The following is a 21,202-nucleotide window of genomic DNA, read 5'->3' as shown; positions in this document are numbered from 1 at the left end:
TTTTCTAACTACTAAAACTATTAGTTAAACTTAATTCTTTAAACCAGTACCCAGATTTTTTAATAACACGTTCTTGTGTTTCTAAATTGAGTTCGACTAGTCCATAACGATTTTTATAGGCATTTAACCATGACCAACAGTCAATAAAAGTCCACAACATATAACCTTTACAGTTTGCTCCATCTGAAATAGCATGATGGAGTTCGATGAGATGATCTTTGATAAAATCAATACGATAGTCATCTTGGATGACCCCATCTACTTTAAATTTTTCTTCGCCTTCTACTCCCATACCATTTTCAGTGACAAGCCATTCAATATTACCATAATCTTCTTTGATGTTCATTGCAATGTCATAAAGCCCCTGCTCATAAATTTCCCAACCACGATGAGGATTAATTTTCTTACCAGGCATGTCGTAGTGTTCAAAATAACAACTAGGCATAAAAGGTTCTGTAAGTTTAGGCTTTTTTTCAGGTGCTTTAACACGTAAAGGCTGATAATAATTTACTCCTAAAAAGTCAACGGTATTTTCTTTGATAATTGTTAGTTCTTCGCTAGTATAATCAGGAGTTAAATCATGTTTTTTAATGATATCAATTAGTTCTTGTGGATAAACCCCTAATACAGATGGATCTAGGAAACTTTTTGTTTGAAATAGTTCAGCTATTCTAGCAGCATCAATATCCTCTTTTGACTGGCTTCTAGGATAAGCTGGTGTCAGGTTTAAAACAATACTAATGCTATGAGAGGGATTTATCTCATGACAAGCTTTTATCGCTAGGGCACTTGCTAATTGCGTATTGTAGGCCACTTGAACAGCTGCCTTAGCATCTACCTTACAGGGATAGTGAAGTTCTCCAAGATAACCACACTCAACTGGAACAATTGGTTCATTAAAGGTAATCCAAGTATCCACCAGATCACCAAAAACATCAAAACAAGTTCTAGCATATTGCTCGTAAGCCCAAACTGTTTTTTTGTTTTCCCAACCTCCTTTTTCTTGAAGTGCATAAGGTAAATCAAAATGATAGAGATTAACAATAAGTTTAACACCTGTGTCTATAATCCTTTGAAAAACGTCTCGGTAAAAAAGAATTGCTTCAGGATTAACATCATCAATGCCATTTGGAAAAATTCTAGACCACTGAATTGATAGGCGAAAAACATTATGTCCTGTTTTTTGTAATAATTCGATATCTGTTTTGTAGTTGGTGTAAAAGGTAGAGGTTTTTTCAGGTCCAATGCCATTATGGAATTTTTCTGGTGCAATGCTATACCAGTAATCCCAATTATTCATCCCCTTACCATCACCAGCAACATTTCCTTCACTTTGAGGACCAGAGGTGGAGCTTCCCCATAAAAAACCTTTTGGAAAAACATATTCTTTTTTTGCTATTTCAGTCATTTTGTTTTCCTCTCTTTTATGATAAATAAAGTATAATTTACTATTTTTCTAATTGCATTATAAAAAATAAAACTACTAATGTAAACCCTTTCATAAACAATCTATTTCCTTATCGCAAAGGAAAATAGAATAATTTTTGAGAGGATTATTTTTATTAATATAAATAATTCGAAAGATATCAAATTTACCATCATTATTTTTTAAAATTTTAATAGTAGCTGTTATTTTAGATTTAAAATTCATAAAAAAACCCAATCGTTAGATTTATTATCCAACTCTTGGGATGTTTACTATAATTTCTAGTTTTTTATCTTCAAATAAAGAAGTATAACAAAATCATGTTAGCTTACGCATTTACTAATTGTCTATTAATCACTACTTTAAAATTTTGTGACATTAAATAATCTAAAAAATTAAAACTAATATTCTCCTAACAATAAATATTCAATTTTCATTGATAAGTTTATTTCTCTCTATACACATTCTTTTTGAGCTAATAAAAACTTTCAACTCACTCTAATAAGCAATCAAATCTTTAGACATAAATTAAGGCTTCTATTGAGTAATAAGTTCCAAATATAATAAATTTTCTAGATATTTATTTAGTGTTCTATTTATTTCATTTATATCAATATATTCTTTGATAATTTCTTTATTTAGAGTAGATATATCATATACATTGTAATTTTCATCTACAAAATGATTTAAATTCATTTTATCAACAAGATCAGTAAAATCATTGAAGGATTCTAACCATTTTTTTGTATTTGGACTTGTAAATGCTTTATATAATTTACATTCTTTATTTTCGAAATAATTTTTTAAATCAAATAATGTATAGTCTATTCTGTCTTTAAATTTTGCATATCTTAGAGTATTAATCGTTGGAGCTTTATGCTGTGGCCATAAAAAATGAAAATTGACATTGCTTCTTATTTTTTCATATGCTGGAATCCATTTTGTAGGATCTCCATTATATAATTTATAAAATTGTTTTCTTCCACAAATCACATCAGAGGATAGTCTTATGCCATTATCATCAATCAAACATTTTTTTCTTACAGCAACTTTAATGTTTATTTTATTGGATAATTCTAAATATAATTCCTCATCAAAAGCATCAGCATCTAATGTTAAAGCTTCTAAAATATCATATATAAAAGGTTCATTTTCTTTTTTTAAATAGTTATAAAAATCACTTTTATAAAAATTTTCATATCTTTTTATGTTTTCAACGTATATATACATGTCAGTTCCTTATTTTCTATTTAACTATAAATCTACTTCAAAACCTTACATTGAAATAAAGCTATTGTTCCAAAAGATTATATTTTTATTTTCTATAAAAATTAGTAATTTTTTTGAAATAATTTCTGAAACTATAAATTGTTGGTAGTTTCAAGTGAGGTAAGTAGGTTTACACTTCAGCAATCAATTTGTTGATTGTTGTCATTTTAAAAACGATGTCTCATGTTTGTTATTAACAATAAACTAATTTCTTCTTGCAATATTACTTTATGAGTAGAAATGTTATAATATAGTTACAGCTAAAAAGTAAGCTTTACATTCACTAAAATTTTTTAATTTTTAATACTTCAAAGTAAACTTAAATATTGAATAATTAAACCTATAAAAAGGAGAACTATGAGAAGTATTTTAAAACAATTAAAACCCTTTGATTATATCTTGATTTTTCTAACAATATTATTATCTTTCATACCTTCTACTTATACTTACTTGAAGACCAATCAAATTGAAAATTCTCAATTAATTGCAATGGTTAAAATTGATGGTCAAGTTGTTGACACATATGAACTTAGCTCAAACGGACCACATCAAACCAAAACTTACTATCCACACAAAGGACAATACAATATTATTGAAATCAAACAAAATAAAATTAGAGTAAAAGAAGATAATAGTCCTGATCAAATCGCTGTTAACACGGGATGGATTGAAAAAAATGGCCAAATACTAGTCTGTTTACCTCATCAATTAATGATTGAGATAACAAAACAAGATAGTATTAATCCTAGTGAAGAAAATGAGATTATATTACCACTACAATAAAAAAATCAAGTATAAATTTTTAAAATAATAACCCCAATAACAAGGTAAGTATATAAAGACCTGAAAAAAGGGAAAAGCTTTTAATAGCTTCAATAAATGTGTTTGATTTGATTTGTTCTTTTTTAAATCGTTTGAGGCTCTTCCAATTAAGCAGAAAAAAAGGATAAATTAATAACCCATACCAAGGAATTAATTGTCCAAAAAGAAAGACTAACCAAACAATCCAGGGAAAAAGATTAAAAACAGTGTACAATGCTAAAGCATTTTGTATTCCGATATAGTGTACTAGAGTATAACGTTGATTTTTGACATCCTGCTCATAGTCACAAAGATTATTTGCTAACATGATATTTGCAATCAATGTTACTAATGGTAAGCTCATAAGAAAGACAAGTGCTATTTCACCTATATCCCAGGAAATGGTGACTTGAGATAGTGTTATTTGACTAGTCATTAACCTTTGGGGAAATTGAATATAAAGAGCTAAGAAAAAGATACCAAATCCCATCGTGAAGCCAGAAAAAAACTCTCCTAGTGGTAATCTTGATAATGGTTTTGGGCCATAGGTATAAAAAATACCGATTAAAAAGCAAACAATTCCCATAGGCAAAAGCAAAAAATCTGTAAGCAATACTAACAATAATGAGAAAAAGGTCGAAATTCCAAGTAATAAAAAAATAATCTTTATCATCTGTTTAACATTAAGTTGATATTTACCAATGACATTTTCCTGCCATTTGTAAGAAAAATCAACAGCCTTATGGTAATCGACAGTGTTATTAATTGCTGTTGTACACATATCAAAACTAATGACTGCAATGATAAATATCAAACTATTTAATGTGTTGAAAATATGATAATAGTATTGTGACCATAAAAAACTAATTAGCATAGGAAAAATACTTGCAACTTTTGTTTTTAGCTCAACAAATTCTATAAAAGAAATTAGAGATAATGAGGTTTGAGTGTTTTTATTTTTCAATGTAGTAATCTCCATGGGTTAATTCAAATGATTCTTTAAGGCCATTACTAAGATGAATACCATGATTTTTATCAATGAAAATCGCTTCGACACCTTCTATTTGATTAACCAACTCTAACCCTTCATCTATTCCTAATAAGAATAATGAGGTTGATAAGCCATCTCCTTGAGTTGACGTTTTCGTAAAAACAGTAACTCCTGAGATTTGATTTTCGATTGGATAACCAGTTTTTGGGTCAATAATGTGATGATATCTCTTACCATTTTCTTCAAAATAACGCTCATAAATACCTGAAGTAACAATTGATGAATCTTCTTGATAAACAAATCCTACAGTTACTCCTCTCGTTTTTTCAGGGTCTTGTATTCCAACTTTCCAACCCTCCGAATTATTAGGAGAGGTTCCCATAACAACAACATTACCTCCTAAATTGATAATAGCCGTTGTCACACCTTTACTAGCTAAAAAATCTTTAACACGATCAGCAATATAACCTTTTGAAATTCCACCTAATTCAAGAATCATTCCTTCTTTTATTTGAACAGTTTTATCAGAATCATTTAAAACAATATCATGATAATTAATCATTGGTAGGGCTTGTTTGATTTCCTCATCACTTGGCAAGCGTGCATTTTCAGAACCAATTTGCCATAAATTAGTGACAACCCCAATACTAATATCAAATTTTCCATCACTTTCTTTTGATATTTCTAGAGCCTGTTTAATCAACTCAAAACTTCGTTCATCAACTTTAGTTGGCTTCCCCTTAGCGTGGTTTATACGATATATATCTGAACCTACTATGTTAGTTGATAAGAGTTTTTCCATCTCCTCAATATAACTAATAGCTTCATCTAAAACTTTTTCTTGATTTTTATGATAAATGCTTATTTGCACAACAGTATGAAGCAAGGTTTCATTTCTTTTTTCAGGTGTTTTAACAATTGGGAGGTGGCTTTGTGTGGAATTATTTATTTTTTGATTAGATTGGCTACAACCTACAAAAATCAGTGATAATAACAATAATAACAGCCAATATTTTAATTTCATAAACTTATCTCTTTTACTTTGTAATATAATTTAAAATAGAAATAAGGAGTGAGATTTTTCTCAACTCCTCATTCCAAGTTATTTCAACTTCAAATATTACTCACCAAATTTGAATGAAACAGTTTCAGTATTTCCTTCACTTGCAGCTTTTAACAATACTTCAGCACTTGTTTTAAAATTATCAGTAGTATGAGTTGCACCAGTTACAACTTCAACATCAGCAGTCTGTTTATCGACTAGATCTTGATTTAGTTTTTCAATAGTTTCTTTTGAAGAAATGCCAGATTTTTCTTTCATATTTTTGTTGTATTCTTCGTTTTCACTTTTTCTCATGTTTCCTTCTTTGCTGTAATAGTCAAAGTCGGATTCAGTGATTTTTCCGTCTTTTACAACAATAGTATGCATCACTTTGTAATCATGTTCATCATATTCTGATTCAGCAGTGTATGTTCCGTCCTTTAGATTACTCATCATTTCCATCTGAGAATCATCTTTTTTATCCATTGTTGTTGTAGTAGTTTTTTCAACTTCTGAATTTGACTTTGTTGAGTTATTACTACATGCAACAAGCAGTGTTGTAGCACTTAAAAGTGCTAAAGTTTTTAAAAATAAATTTTTTTTCATTTTAAAGCTCCTTTGTATTTGATTCGTTTATATCATATAATAATTTTTTAAAAAAAACTAGTATTTTGTACGTTTTTTTTTAATCAGAAAAATTAAATAATGTATTTAATAACATTATAATTTCTAAGCAATCAGATTTTGACAAAAAACATGTCAAACATTTATATGATTTATCAATATAGCGATTGATTAGCTTTTCTGTTTCTAAAAAAGCCTTGCTTCTTTCTAATAAATCATAAAATTCTTTTAACTCTTCCGGTTGCCATTCTTGATTTTTTTTATCTAGTAAATAATCTTGAATAGTTGGATTTTGAGATTTAGCTACAATAACTGGAAAAGTATAAATACCATTTCGGACATCTTGTAATCGTGGCTTTCCTGAATATTTTTCTGTTTTTTTGAAATCAATCAAATCATCAGTTAGTTGAAAAGCCATACCAACAGATTGACCAAAATTAAAGGCTAAGTTTAATTCCTTAGTTTTACTATTTGCTGTTAAAACACCCATCTGTGCAGCAATACCAAATAAAAATGCAGTTTTTCCTCTAACTTGTTTCAAGTAATCTTTGACTGTAATATTAGTGTTAAAAGAATTCATTAATTGAGATAATTCTCCAGATAAGATTCTTTCAACAATTTTAAAATTCTTTTTTGAATAATCAATTTCTCTTTGATCACCAATAAGTTCTTCAAGGCCTAGAGCTGCTAATTTTGATGAATAAGAAAGAAGATAATCACCAGTATAAATGGCTATTTTATTTGAAAATGTTTGGTGAAATGTCTCAATATTCCTTCTTGTATCAGCTTGATCAATGACATCATCATGTATTAAAGTCGCAAGGTGGAATGCTTCAATTGAGGCTGCTAAATAGAGTTTTCCCGTTTTTATTTCACCATCAGTTGCCTTTGCTAACATCACTAAAAGACCTGCTCTGACATATTTACCGGGAGCATTAATATATTGCGTTATTTTTTGTTTTACTTTGGGATGAATCACTGAGATATTACTCAGCATAATCTCCTTAACTTCTTCCAAAGCATCATTAATATCAGGATAATTTTCCCACAATGTATGTATCATTTTATTCACCAGTTCTACTATAAATAAAAGCACCCATGATAAATCATTTTATTAAGAATTACCGATGAATGCTTTATTATTATTTTTCTTAAGGATAGTTATTTTTCTTCAAAACCATAAATATGTTTTACTTTACCATAAATAAGTCTATCTAATCGCTTACCAATCCATGGCATAATCCAGTAGTCTAGTCCAAAAGTACGCCCCGCACCAGCCATTAAAGCAATTGCTACTGGAACAAACCACATATTAACCCAGAAAAACATTCCTGATAGAGAAAACATTGCTACTAGACCAACTGTTAGCGCACTGATTAGCCATACAAAAGCTCCCCCTATTAAAGCTAATCCAATACCAATTTCAAGCAAGGTCATCATTTTTTGCATGAATAAAGCAACTTCTTGATTAGGCATCATCAATTTCATAATAGCAGCAAACCAATCTGGCATCTCTTTTAGAACTTGCATAGGTTCCTCACCATAAGTATAGTTTAAACTAAAAACTTGCTCAGCTATTTGAGCACTTGCATCTCCTGCTTGAGAAGCACTTGTTGTCGCTTCAGCAGCTTCAGAAGCACCTGAAACGGCTTCTTGTAGCCAAGGAAATGGAAAGACCACTTTATCTCCAAACCATGAAGTAGTTCCAAAAAGACCAAAAGCTTTTTTTATCCCTTCATAAAGCCAAACTGATCCGTAGAAAACGCGAAGTGGGATAAGCCATAAATTGTTTCCTTTACTTGAAAGATGACCGCCAAAAATATTACGCTTATGTTTAATGTCAAAGAATTCATGACGAATATAAGCACCAACGTTATAAAAACTTCTAATCGTAAGAAAATAAATAACATTGACGATGTGTTTCATAAGCATAGCAAAAAAACCAGTCATATGATATTTATTCATAATATAGGCAACACCATACTTGGCACCAATAGAAACCATGAATCCATCATATTTACCTTTAAAGGCATGTTTTTGACCACCATTAATTGATGCAATAATGTTTTGTGCAGCAGTGTGCCCTGTTTGTTCAGCAGCTTGAACGATTTGAGGGATTGGTGTGTTACCATTTTCAGGATCTTCGTAATAAGCTAAGTCACCAGCAACGTAAACACCTTGTTTATCCTTAGCTTCCATATATTGGTTAGCTACCAATCTACCAGCTCGAGCTTGTTTTATTCCGTAATCTTTGGTATCACTATTAGCTTTAATTCCTGAAGTCCAAATAGAAGTATGCGTTGAAATTGTACGACCTGATGATAGCACTAGACTTTCTTTATTAATTTCTGTAACAGCATCATTTAATAAAATTTCTACATTTTTCTTGTTGAGATAGTTAATTGTTTTTTCTTGTTCTTTTTTTGTCACCATTTGAAGAATATTTGGTGTAGCCTCAACAAGCTTTAGTGAAAATTCATTTGGTTCTAATTTAAATTGGTTAGCAATAATTGGAATCCAATCAATCAACTCTCCAATCATTTCAATACCTGTAAAGCCAGCTCCTATAACAGTAAATGTTAAAAGAGCCTTTCGTTTGTTGATATCATGCTCTTTCATAGCTCTATAAGCACAATCAATCATATGTTTATTTAAACGCTCAGCAGCTTCAATAGACCAAAGTGTAAAGCCATTTTCTTTAACCCCTGGAATACCAAAATCATTAGCTTCTGCTCCTATGGCTAAAATAAGATAATCAAACGCTAATGTTGTATGCTCAGCAAATACCTTTTTTTGATCATAGTCAATAGAAACTACCTTATCAGTGACAAGTTTGACTTTAGGATATTTACTAAAAATGCGTTGCAAATCAAATTTAATAGATTCAGGTTCAATTCGTCCTGCAGCTACTTCATGTAATTCAGTCATATAAGTATGAAATGAATTTTTATCGATGAGAGTAATTGTTATCTCATCCTTTTTTTTAAACGTTTTCGCCAAAGTTTTTGCTGCAGAAATACCAGCATAACCAGCTCCAACAATAACAATATCTTTAGTCAAGCCTGTTTCTCCTTTAATGAATTAATTGCTCTTTATTATACTATTTTTTAAGGCAAGAAACAAGACTTTAGAAAGTTTTATCAAACAGTGTTCAACACTCATTTTATACACTAAATAATTGATAAGTTACTACTTCATTTCCTTTTGATTAAAAATATAAAAGTACTTGTCTCCCTTTTTAAAAAACTGTATGATGGAGATATAAAACTATTAACGGTGAAAAAATAATGACTTCAAAATATTATAAACTGATTTTCATTACAATGCTTGCATCACAAGCAGTTGTTATTTCCTTAGTCGAACAATTATTACCAACCCCTTTTACATTTGCTCCTGGAGCAAAACTAGGGCTTGGTAATTTAATTACAATTATTGCCCTCTTTAATCTTTCAACTAAAGACAGTGCAAAAGTAGTTATACTAAGATTATTTATTACAACTTTTTTAAGTGGCACATTCTCAACTTTTTTATATAGTGCATCTGGTAGTGTACTTAGTTTTATTGCAATGATTCTTGCAAAAAAATTAGGACCAAAACGTGTTAGTGTTATTGGTATTTCAATTTTTGGTGGCATTATACACAATATCGGTCAACTGCTTGTTTTTTCATTTATTGCACAATCATTGGTTGTCTTAAACTATCTACCCATTCTATCATTTAGTGGTATTTTATCAGGATTACTTGTTGGACTTTCGGGAAATTATATTCTTTCTAAAGTTTCTCACTTTAAATACATTGGAAAAAATTAAACCAACCATGTAAATGGTTGGTTTATACTATATCAATAATTATTACTGTAAATTTTAATTTTTCTATATTAAGTCAAGTCTTTTTATAATAACAAATGATTAAAGTCCCAAACATCATTAACCCAACCCTCATAAAAATCAGGTTCATGACAAACCATTAAAATTGAACCAGGATAGGCTTTTAGGGCTCGTTTTAATTCTTCTTTAGCATCAACATCAAGGTGATTGGTTGGCTCATCTAAAATCAATACATTATTTTCTTGATTCATCAGTAAGCAAAAACGAACTTTTGCCTGTTCACCACCTGAAAGTACTTGAATTTGACTTTCAATATGCTTTGAAGTCAAACCACAACGAGCAAGTGCAGCACGAACTTCTGCTTGATTTAAAGCTGGAAAGGCATCCCAAACAGCTTCTAAAGGAGTTTGTTTACTACTTTTAACTTCTTGTTCAAAGTAACCTAATTCAATATAATCTCCACGTTCTACTTGACCAGCAATTGGTGGAATAATGCCTAGTAAACTCTTTAGAAGAGTTGTTTTTCCGATACCGTTAGCACCAATGATAGCAATTTTTTGATTGCGTTCAAAGCTAAGTTGCAAGGGTTTGGTTAATGAACGATCGTAACCAATTTCTAAATCTTTGGCTTGGAATATAAAACGTCCTGGCGTTCTAGCCATTTTAAACTCAAAGGATGGTTTGGGTTTTTCAGATTGTAGTTCAATGAGTTCCATTTTATCCAATTTTTTCTGACGAGACATGGCCATATTACGAGTGGCCACACGTGCTTTATTTCGATTAACAAAGTCTTGAAGATCAGCAATTTCTTTTTGTTGGCGTTCATAGGCTGCTTCAAGTTGAGCTTTTTTCATGGCATAGACTTCTTTAAACTGTTCATAGTCACCAGTATATCTGACTAAGTTATGATTTTCAACATGATAAACAATATTAATCACATCATTTAAGAAAGGAATATCGTGAGAAATCAAAACAAAGGCGTTTTCATAGTTTTGAAGATACCGTTTTAGCCAGTCGATATGTTCGGCATCTAAGTAGTTAGTAGGCTCATCAAGTAGCAGTATATCAGGCTTTTCAAGCAATAATTTTGCCAACAGAATTTTTGTTCTTTGCCCACCAGACAATTCTGTGACATCAGTATCCATACCATAAGTCATAACGCCAAGAGCCCTTGCCACTTCATCAATTTTAGCATCAAGCGTATAAAAATCACGACTTTCTAGACGATCTTGCAATTCTCCAACTTCTTCCATCAAAAGGTCAATATCAGCACCTTCTTCAGCCATGGCTATATATAAATCATTAATTTTAGCTTCTGTTTTAAACAAATCATCAAAAGCCGTTCGTAATACATCACGAACTGTTTGCCCTTTTTCTAAAACAGCATGCTGATCCAAATAACCTGCTGTCACATACTTTGACCATTCAATCTTTCCCTCATCAGGTTGCAAGCGATTTGTGACAATACTCATAAAAGTTGATTTTCCCTCACCATTTGCACCGACAAGTCCAATATGTTCTCCTTTTAACAGGCGAAAAGAGACATTTTCAAAAATAGTTCGATCACCAAACCCGTGGCTTAAATTTTTAACCTCTAAAATACTCATTAGCTTTTCCTTTTCAATACCATAATAACAATTAATTGTTATTATAACATTAAAATACTCTCTTCACTAGAGAGTATTTTAATGTTATACTCAAATCTTTTCTAAACTAGTTACAATTCGTTCCACAATTTCCTTTAAAAGATTTTTGGAAGTGGCAACATTCAATCGTGCATGCCCTTTTCCCATTTCACCAAAGTCTAAGCCATTATTTAAGATTACTTTAGCTTCATATTTTAAAATTCTATAAAGTTCTTTGTCACTTAAATGATAGTTAGAAAAATCAATCCAAAGAAGATAAGTTCCTTGAGAAATCATAACCTTAATTTTTGGAGCATGTTTTTCAAAATAATTAATCACAAAATTAATATTATCTTCTAAGGTGGATCGTAATTCTATTAACCAATTCTTCCCTTCTTTGTAAACTATCTCAGTTGCTTCATAAGCAATAGTCGAAATAGATTGGTGATTGGCTAATAATCTTTCTTGAAAGGCGTTTTGCAAGAGTTTGTTTTCAATGATAGCAAAAGCTATTTTAAATGCTGCCATATTAAAGGTTTTAGAAGGACTAGAAAGAATAATTGAAATATTTTTAAAGTCATCATGAACTGTATTAAAAGAATGATGCTTGTGCCCAAATAATGTTAAATCTTGATGTATTTCATCAGAAATAACCAACACACCATATTTTTTGCATATAATCCCAATACTTAAAAGTGTTTCTTTATCCCAAACTCGACCTCCAGGATTATGAGGATTACACAAAATAAAGACTTTAACCTGAAAGTTAATAATATCTTCTTCAAATTGTTTCAAGTCAAATGTAAATATACCATTTTTTTCAATTAATTTATTTCTTACTACAAGACGATTATTTTGCTCAATAATTTTTTTAAAAGCAGGGTATACTGGGTCATTTATAAGAACAGCATCCTTTACTTCAGTAAATGCTTGAAGGGCTGTAACAATACCTGAGAGAACATCATTAATAAAAAAAAGAGATGAACGATGAAAGTGATAACTGTGTTCCTTTTGAAACCAATTAAGCACAGTATCAGAAAAAGAATGATTTTGATAGCTATAGCCGTAAAAATCTTTCTCTGAGTAATTTTTAATTGCCTCTCTTAGACCAGGAAAAACTTTGAAATCCATATCAGCCACCCAAGCAGGAATAATGTCAAGATCTTTTTCAGCCAGTTGCCATTTGATAGAATTTTTTCCAAATCTTTCGGCATTTTCATTAAAATCATATAATGTCATCTCATTCTCCTCAATTCTTGCTTTCTTATATTTAATTGTAACAGATTCATATAAGAAAATAAAATGTACTACTTCTTTAAAACAAAGAGATTAATTATAATGAAAATCTTTTTAGGTGTTTTTAGGGTAAATGTAATCATAAAACACTAGTTTTCAACTAGCAATTTGTCAAAATTATTTAAATTTTTATCATTTTGCTAATAAAAGTTATTGGTAAATTAGATTTTCTATCTTCAAAAAATATAAAAAAAGAGAACGAAAATCGTTCTCTCTCAAAATTAGTTTCATTTCAACTTTTTAAGGTAATAAAACATTTTTGATTTTTGATTGGTGAAACAAGTGACAAATTTTACAATTCATTCTCACGTTTTTTTCTGCCATAACCATACAAAGCTAGTGATGATAAAGCCACTAAGGTTCCAATCACAGCTGAATTGGTAGAATCACCCGTATTAGGTAATGTCTTAGTTTGTGATGTTTGAGAAGTTTTCACTACTTCTTTTGTTTCTTTATCTTTAGCCATTGCATTTGGCTCAGTGCTCAATGATTGTAAGTGACCATCAAAGACTGGTTTATCTTCTGCAATTGGTGCATTATTTGGCACTGCTATTTCTAATGACCCGTCAAAGACTGGTTTATCTTCTGCAGTTGGTGCTACCTTAGGTAAGGCTGTCTCTGCAACAAAATCAGACTCTGGAAGTTCATAATTTGGTGCAGTTGATGGGACTTTAATCACTAAAGGTCCTTCAAATGTTGGTTTATCTTCTGCAGTTGGTGCTACCTTAGGTAAGGCTGTCTCTGCGACAAAATCAGACTCTGGAAGTTCATAATTTGGTGCAGTTGATGGAATAGCTGTTTCTGCAACAAAATCAGACTCTGGAAGTTCATAGCTCGGTGCAACATTTGGCACTTTGGTAACTTTAGTTTTATAAACGATACCATATTCACTAAAGTGTTTTGCGACAAAGACTACACCTTGACGTGTTTCGCCATTTTGATCAATAAAAGTAGTCATTGTAAAATCAAGAATTTCTTCTTCTTCTGTATTTGGAAGATAAATCACACGTGCTACTTCTTTATCTTTGTCAACTGGTAAAACAACTAATACATCTTTAAGAGGGTTTACACTATCACCATTAGCATCAAGAAGCTCTATATCAAATAAGTCATAATCAAGTGCTTTTAATATATTTGGTGTCTTAGGATCATCAGTCTCAATTTGAGCAACAGATACATCTTTAATTGAAGCCAATTCCCCTTTTTCAAGTGTGATACGGATACCAGAATTTGCATCAACAATTTCTTTATGTTCTTCAATTGTTTCTTGTGGTGTGTTATTGTTGTCATTAGGCTGACTAACCTCAGGTACAACAATACCTTCTAAAACATTGAGCCTTTCTTGTAATGCTGATTTTTCAGAAATAGAATCAGGTAGAGCTTTTACTACTTCATCTGCCGCTAATTTCTTAGCTTTGGCATCATCACTATAAGATATTAATAGATTAACTTCTTCTTGAGTAACCTTATCATCCTCATTAGTTGTTCGTAATGTTTCTTTTGCTAAAGTATCTGCTGCTTCAGCTGCTATTACCATCTCTGTTGCTTCTGATAACTCAACTGTATCTGCTTTACCATTGTTATTTGCATCTGTTACTTCTGGAACAGTAATACCTGTAAGGGCATCAAGTCTTTCTTGTAGACTTGCTTTATCAGTATCTGAATCTGGCATTGCTTTGACCGCTGCATCTGCTAATTCTTTTTTAGCAATGATTTCTTTATTTAGTTCAGTTAACCAGTAAGCCTCTTCAGGAGTAATAAGACCATCTTCTTTTGTATATGCTAATATTTCTTTAACATACTGGTCTAATTGTTCTGCATAATCAACTTTTTCTTCTGGTGTAGCATACAACAAATCAATGTCTTCTAATTTGAATCGAACACTTCTAATAGAAGTTGTCCATCTGATGTTGTCAGCAGTATTATTTGGCTTGACTCTAGCATCTGCCTCATTGAAAACACCATATGAATTAGCTACAATCGTTCCATCACTTAAAATAACAAGACCTGTATAACCTGTATCACCAGATTTTGCATTTGGTGTGAAATCTTCTCCAAGTAAAATGCGGTACTGGCCATCTCCACCATTTAATAAGTCATCAAAAGTTCCAATCCAAGCAATCCAATCTCCTGCCATCCAGTCATTTCTTTCAAGAATTCCATTGTTATTATAATCTTGAATTATTTCTCTAAAAGTAATGACTAAACGTCCAGAAACAGGATCAACTGCAATCTTATGTCGCTCTCCTAAAAGAGAAGCAGGCATTGGTTTTGGTTTACTCCATGTTTGACCCTCATCTTCAGAGATGAAGATTGTTGATAAATCATTATGAGCTTGTGTTCTTCCAAGTGCAATTAATTTAGATTTATCAGGTGTTCTTACAATACCAACTTCACAGATTTGATAATGGGCTTCCTCAGCACGATGTTCTGAGAGATAGGCTTCTGGAGTTGTCCAAGATTCGTTACCATTTTCATCAAAAGTAAGATAAGTTTTATAGTTAATAAAATTAGTATGATCATGGTAGACACCCATCCATTTATCAATTGGCTGTCCATTTTCATAGATTTGAACCAATGACGCCATACCTACCACAACTGTTTCATCAGTATAGAATTCTTTTTCTTTACTCCATGTAAGACCCTTGTCTTTAGAAATTGAAGTATAGAATCCACCTTTACCATCACCCCATCCTGCTTGTTTTGGTCCACCAGTAATACGTATTACTTCTTGATGACCATCAGCAAAATTAAGTGTATAAAGCGTAGGAGTTTCACGTGAATGTTTCCACTCTTCTGGAACTGGTAAACGTTCAGACCAAGTAAGACCTCCATCCTCAGAGCGACGAAGTACAATTTCACCATGCCCATGACCTTTAGGATAAACAGAAATTAACGTTTGACCATCAGCAAGCATGACCATATCAGGTTGACCAAGATATTCACCTGGAACTCGATCCATTTCTTGGGCATATTTTTCAGGTAAAACATATGTTGGAATTTGACTATGAAGAGCATGAGAAACTATGATTTTAACAACCTTAGAATACAATCCATCTGTAGTTGCTATTGTTACTGATGTTTCTCCAACATGAACTGGAGTAATATTGCCTTCTGTATCAACTGTTGCAACATTTTCATTTGCAACTTGATAAACAATATCACCTGTTATTTTAGAAAGTGTTACAGGAATTTGTTTAACTTGATCTTTTGAAAGAGTAACAGAGTCTGGAGCATTTATTCCAGGTCTGCTTGCTAATTCAACAATTTCAAAGTCAGTTAAAACCTTATCAAAAACAATAATATCATCTAATTCACCATTAAAGTTTTTACCACCAATATATTTGATTGGTAACTTAACAAGCTCCATTGGTCTTCCAGCTGGTGGCCAAAGAATATCTGGTTGTTTTACGCCATTAACGTAAAGTTTTAACATGCCATTGCTAGAGTCATTTACAATAGTGTAATGTTTCCAACCACTTCCATTTTCAGCATATTGATAAGTCAAGTAACCTTCCTTAACATGAATTCCCATATTATTAGCTGAATTACCTTGACCTACTTTTAGATCAAATGAAATACTTTGTCTACCATTATTTGTTGGATTAGTACCATCCCAGAAGATTGAAGAAATACCACTATTTGATTCTCCAGGTTTCATCCAAAACGATAAACTATAGTTTTCAGTTAAATCTATATCTTCTGAAACAATCAAAGCTCTATCTGGGTGAACAATTAATGAATTACCATCAATTCCTTGTCCAAATTCTGCTTGAGCATCGTTTTGGATAGCTCCTGATATATTTGTTTTAATATTAGCTAATTTATCAGTTTCATCGAAAGTAAAACGAGCCTTAATATTATTTTCTAAAACATCCAAGATATTTGGAGTTTCAGTTGGTTCAGCATTAGATGCTTTCAACTCAAGGTAGCGATTAATAATTTCATTTAATCTTACTTTAAAGGCCGCTAAATCTTTTGGAATACGATCAAGCGTTGTTTCACTTGGTTCTCTAGCAATTCTTTCACCAATAGCATTATTTGGAGTTGTTCTATCATAGCGATCCTCAAGTGAACTTAAAAGATTATCTATTTCTAATCCTAATTGAGGAAACTCTTTTCTCATTTGATAGATTTTATTAACATCTCTAACACCCTCAGCCATTTTTTCTAAACGTACACTTGATTGAGGTTTTGGATTTGTTGCTGTTTTCTCATCTGGATATACAAGTTGCGTATCTCCCGATTCAAATGCCCAGTGTGATAAATCTTTCAATGGATCTTTAACCCAAGCATCCATTGCCCAGCGTAAGAATCCATTGGTGTTGTATTTAGCACCATAAAGAACTGAGAAATAACTTTCTCCAGGCATATTGAACAAGAGTGAGTTTGGATATTCTTCAGTAGCGGTATAAAGTGTTGTCTTCTTACCTTTTTTAGCTCTATCAGCCACCATTTGCTTAAATTCAGCTGCTTGTGACTTCATATGTGGCGTTCCAATACTTAGGTGATCAATTCTTTCAGCTGTAGAAGCAAAATTACCAGAAAAATGATTTGCTGCTGCTGCAATCTTAAGCGTTTTATCTTCTTTGTTTTTAACGCTGTCAATTAGACCAAAAGCAAGTTCCATGTTAGGTCTTTCATCAATACCAACATAAAAGCGATCAAACCAACCCTTCTCATCTAAATGAGCTACTAGAGAATTTAAAAATGGTCTCCAAACAGTAGCATAATCTCTGCTAGTCACTGGAACTTCTACAAAAGCTTTTTGGTTAGTTGCCTTATCAAGATAAGTGACCTTATTACCCCAAGGAATCATAGAATAACCAACAATCTTATCAGCTAAACCAAGACTATCAGCAAAGGTTACCCATTTATCAAAATCAGTATAGTCAAATGAGAATTCACCATTTATCTCTTTAGTCCACTTAATCATTGAAGGAACTCTAACATCACCATCAGCATAAGTTTGTCCACCCCAAGCTTCTTCTACGATTGAGGCAGTAATACCATTTCCACCGATAGATTTATATTTTTCCATCATTGGACGCAAGATTGCTAAATGTTCTTCTGAGAAAGGTGTAACATTATAGTATTCTGCTGAACGATATGGGTATTGCCAAAGCTCAATATCAAAAGATTTCTCTTCACTTAAAACAGCATCTTGAACATTAAGATTCAAGGTAAAGCTTAAAGGTGTTGCAATATCATCAGCATATACTTTCACTGTTCCTGTATAACTACCAGCTTTTGCATTTTCCGGGATTGCTACAGATAACCAAAGATTTTGAATGGTATTGTAGTCAACTTGAACACTTGATGCATTTGATAAAATATCTGGGCGGGAAATACTTGGTGTTTTATTGATAGTTAATTTATTAGCTCTATGATAACCTGCATTTCCTCTATAACCTGAAATTTCCTTAATGAAATTAGCAGTGATATTAGATTTATCAATAGTGTTTCCATTACCATCTTCTAAATCTACTAACTCAAAACGTAAATTCTTCAAGCCAGAATCAATCGGTAAAATGGCTAATTGAGTATTTACTGTTTCTTTTTTCCAACCGACAAGTGTTTGACTAGCAACGTCATTTGTTTGAGCCTTCAATTCGTTATAGGCATCACCATAATAATGACGATTATTATCAACAAAAGTTCCACGATAATTAGCAATTGCTGCTTCTACAGTAACTGGAATGGTAGTTGTCAAATCTCCTAGAGTTGCAACTAAATTAGTAGTTCCTCTTGACAATGCTTTGACTCGTCCACTAGCATCAACGCTTGCAATAGAGTCATCTTCAATACGATATGTTACTTGCGAAGCATCAGCATAAGTTGGAGCTATCTCTAGATGAGTATCCAACGTTTGTAATTCTTTAAGTGTTATGCTACTTTCTGTAAAAGAAATAGATTCTGCTTTATAAGGTAAATGGGTCACTCTTGCGCCATTTACTTGGTTAACATGATTGTTGCGACCAGGAGAAGAAGTACGGTTAGTTGAACGTACTGTTAATTTGTGTGGTCCATGTTCTAATAAGTCAGAAGTATAAACAACATCTACTTGTCCTCTTGTGCTTTGATATAAATCTACTGGAATCCAAATCCCAGAATCATCAAGACTTACCTCAACAATACCATGATTGTGCGATTTTGTTGCTAGTAACTCAATTTTTTGACCAATAAAATGAATATCATATTTGATATTTTCAATACTTGGAGTATTTTTTGGTACATCTTTATAGGCTTCATCAGCAGAGACAACCCAACCATCCGAAAAGACAAATTTATTGGTATTGCTAGGAGAGTTAACTGAAGATAAATCAATTGTAGTTACAACTGGTTCTGTTGTTTCACTTTCTTCTTCAGGAGTATTTGTCTCATTAGTTGATGCTGTAACAGTTAATGCCCATTGTTTTGTAATACCGTCAAGACTTGCTTTTAAAATACCAGTTCCTGCTTTAAGTCCAATAAGTCTGTTACCCTCAACTCTTGCAATCGCATCATTATCTTCTGTTTCAATAGTATAGTTAATGGTAGGATTCTCAATAAAATCAGGTTGAACAACAGGGTTTAAATCTATTGGTGTATTAACATCTAAAGTAATTGTAGAAGCTGTATGCTCTGGATACTCAAGACTAGAAGCATGATATGGGAAATGTGTAACTTTAGCTCCATTTACTTGGTTAACATGATTAGTGTGGCCAGGAGCTGCTGTGCTAGTCGAACGAACATATAGGACATGTGGCCCTTCTTCTAATTCTTCAGAAGAATATATAACCTCTACTTCTCCTCTTGTGCTTTGGTGTAAATCGATTGGTGTCCAATTCTCTGTATCATCAAGACTTACCTCAATAGTACCATGATTATGAGATTTAGTGGCTAATAATTCAATCTTTTGACCAACAAAAGGAATGGCGTAACCAACATCATTAATGTTAGGGTCTGATTTTGGTACATCCTTGTAAGCTTCTCCATTTTCAAATGTCCAGTCATCTGTAAAATAAAATTTATTAACTGTTTTTGTCGCATTTCTTGATTCTAAACTGATTTCAGTCACAACAGGTTCTGTTGTTTCACTTTCTTCTTCAGGAGTATTTGTCTCATTAGTTGATCCTGTAACAGTTAATGTCCATTGTTTTGTAATACCGTCAAGACTTGCTTTTAAAACACCTGTTCCAGCTTTGAGTCCAATGAGTCTATTACCCTCAACTCTTGCAATAGCTTCGTTATCTTCTGTTTCAACAGTATAGTTGATAGTAGGATTTTCGATAAAATCTGGCAATACAACAGGGTTTAAATCAATTGGTGTATTAGTATCTAAAGTAATAGTAGTTTCTGTATGTTCTGGATATTCAAGGGTATCAGCATAATACGGAAAATGTGTAATTTTAGCTCCGTTAACTTGGTTAACATGATTATTTCCACTTGCGTTTGACTTACTAGTTGAACGAACTATTAAAATATGGTCTCTATCTTCTAACAATGGTGAAGAATAAACAACAGTAGGTGTTCCACGGTTTGCTTGATAAAGATCAACTTCTTCCCAATCATTACCATCAACACTAACTTCGACAACTCCATGATTATGAGATTTAGTAGCTAATAATTCAATCTTTTGACCTACAAAAGGAATCGCATAAACAATCTCCCCAATATTTGGATCAGATTTTGCCACTGCATTATAGGCTTCACCATTTTCAAAAGTCCATCCATCTGTGAAGATGAATTTATTCATACTTCTAGTGGAATTTCTTGAGTCTAAACCAATCTCAGAAACAACAGGCTCTTCTGCTTCAGTTTCTTCTAGTGCATCAGTTTCAGTTTCTTCCTCAGCTCCCACCTCATCAAGTTGACCTTCTTCATTTACAACAGGGTTTATTGAAGTCTCAGCAGACTCATCAGTAACAGCTGCTACTTCTTCAGTTGCTAAGGTAGTTTCAGGCGCTTCAGTTACTATTGCATTTAAATCAGCTCCTACTGTAGTAGCGTCAACATTTTCAGCTTCAGGAATAGCTTCTTTTGATATAGCTTCGGTAACAGTAGTTTCCTCAGCTGCAGTTTGAGTGTTAACATCAGCAGAAACTTGTTGTCCAGTCAAAAAACTTAACCCAATAACAGTAGAACAAATTCCAACCGTTAATTTTCGAATAGCATACTTATTTTGTTTTTCAAATAATTTTTTTGACATAAGATTTTTATGCTCCTTTTTTTATTTTGTTTTCAACAATTTTAACTTCCTTTTTTTTAAAAAGAAATTAAAAAAAGGATGAAAACGCTTCCTTACAAATAGTATTGTAT

The 21,202-nt window shown here is 32.1% G+C and carries 12 protein-coding genes; 2 read left to right on the top strand and 10 right to left on the bottom strand.

From position 1 onward, the window contains the following. Positions 1-4: 4 nt before the first annotated feature. Positions 5-1,408 carry a glycoside hydrolase family 1 protein gene (locus A3I1_RS0101165; RefSeq protein WP_018369490.1) on the bottom strand — a complete coding sequence of 468 codons (1,404 nt, stop codon included), beginning with the start codon at positions 1,406-1,408 and terminating at the stop codon, positions 5-7. A gap of 555 nt (positions 1,409-1,963) precedes the next feature. Continuing rightward, positions 1,964-2,656: a DUF6994 family protein gene (locus A3I1_RS0101160; protein ID WP_018369488.1), complete on the bottom strand. Its 693-nt coding sequence runs from the start codon at positions 2,654-2,656 to the stop codon at positions 1,964-1,966. A 396-nt stretch (positions 2,657-3,052) separates the two neighbouring features. On the opposite strand from A3I1_RS0101160, the gene A3I1_RS0101155 reads away from it, so the two are divergent. Further along, positions 3,053-3,478, top strand: a complete 426-nt coding sequence (locus A3I1_RS0101155) for a NusG domain II-containing protein (protein ID WP_018369487.1) — start codon at positions 3,053-3,055, stop codon at positions 3,476-3,478. A 19-nt stretch (positions 3,479-3,497) separates the two neighbouring features. On the opposite strand, the gene A3I1_RS0101150 is transcribed toward A3I1_RS0101155, so the two are convergent. From A3I1_RS0101150 to A3I1_RS0101130, 5 genes are all read right to left on the bottom strand, one after another. Further along, positions 3,498-4,475, bottom strand: coding sequence for a 1,4-dihydroxy-2-naphthoate polyprenyltransferase (locus A3I1_RS0101150; protein ID WP_033376134.1), 978 nt, complete (start codon positions 4,473-4,475; stop codon positions 3,498-3,500). Further along, a complete protein-coding gene (locus A3I1_RS0101145) occupies positions 4,450-5,511 on the bottom strand; it encodes an FAD:protein FMN transferase (protein ID WP_018369485.1) in 1,062 nt (353 codons plus the stop codon). Before A3I1_RS0101145 ends, A3I1_RS0101150 begins: the two co-directional genes overlap by 26 nt. A 96-nt stretch (positions 5,512-5,607) precedes the next feature. After that, the gene (locus tag A3I1_RS0101140; protein WP_018369484.1) at positions 5,608-6,135 is read right to left on the bottom strand and encodes an FMN-binding protein; all 528 of its coding nucleotides are present in this window, start codon (positions 6,133-6,135) and stop codon (positions 5,608-5,610) included. Positions 6,136-6,214: 79 nt separating this feature from the next. Further along, positions 6,215-7,216, bottom strand: a complete 1,002-nt coding sequence (locus A3I1_RS0101135) for a polyprenyl synthetase family protein (protein ID WP_018369483.1) — start codon at positions 7,214-7,216, stop codon at positions 6,215-6,217. A gap of 98 nt (positions 7,217-7,314) precedes the next feature. Further along, positions 7,315-9,213 (bottom strand): NAD(P)/FAD-dependent oxidoreductase, encoded by a 1,899-nt coding sequence (locus tag A3I1_RS0101130; RefSeq protein ID WP_018369482.1) that lies wholly within the window; start codon positions 9,211-9,213, stop codon positions 7,315-7,317. Between the two features lie 227 nt (positions 9,214-9,440). Between A3I1_RS0101130 and A3I1_RS0101125 the strand changes: the two genes are divergently transcribed. Beyond that, positions 9,441-9,962, top strand: coding sequence for a Gx transporter family protein (locus A3I1_RS0101125; protein ID WP_018369481.1), 522 nt, complete (start codon positions 9,441-9,443; stop codon positions 9,960-9,962). 83 nt (positions 9,963-10,045) lie between these two features. On the opposite strand, the gene A3I1_RS0101120 is transcribed toward A3I1_RS0101125, so the two are convergent. From A3I1_RS0101120 to A3I1_RS0101110, 3 genes are all read right to left on the bottom strand, one after another. Continuing rightward, a complete protein-coding gene (locus tag A3I1_RS0101120; protein ID WP_018369480.1) occupies positions 10,046-11,587 on the bottom strand; it encodes an ABC-F family ATP-binding cassette domain-containing protein in 1,542 nt (513 codons plus the stop codon). A 90-nt stretch (positions 11,588-11,677) separates the two neighbouring features. Beyond that, entirely contained in the window at positions 11,678-12,844 is a 1,167-nt protein-coding gene (locus A3I1_RS0101115) for a MalY/PatB family protein (RefSeq protein ID WP_018369479.1), read from the bottom strand. Between the two features lie 349 nt (positions 12,845-13,193). After that, positions 13,194-21,092 (bottom strand): glycoside hydrolase domain-containing protein, encoded by a 7,899-nt coding sequence (locus tag A3I1_RS0101110; RefSeq protein ID WP_018369478.1) that lies wholly within the window; start codon positions 21,090-21,092, stop codon positions 13,194-13,196. Positions 21,093-21,202 lie beyond the last annotated feature (110 nt).

The organism is Streptococcus marimammalium DSM 18627, assembly GCF_000380045.1.
GTDB lineage: Bacteria > Bacillota > Bacilli > Lactobacillales > Streptococcaceae > Streptococcus > Streptococcus marimammalium.
This window is presented reverse-complemented; position numbering and strand designations above follow the sequence as displayed.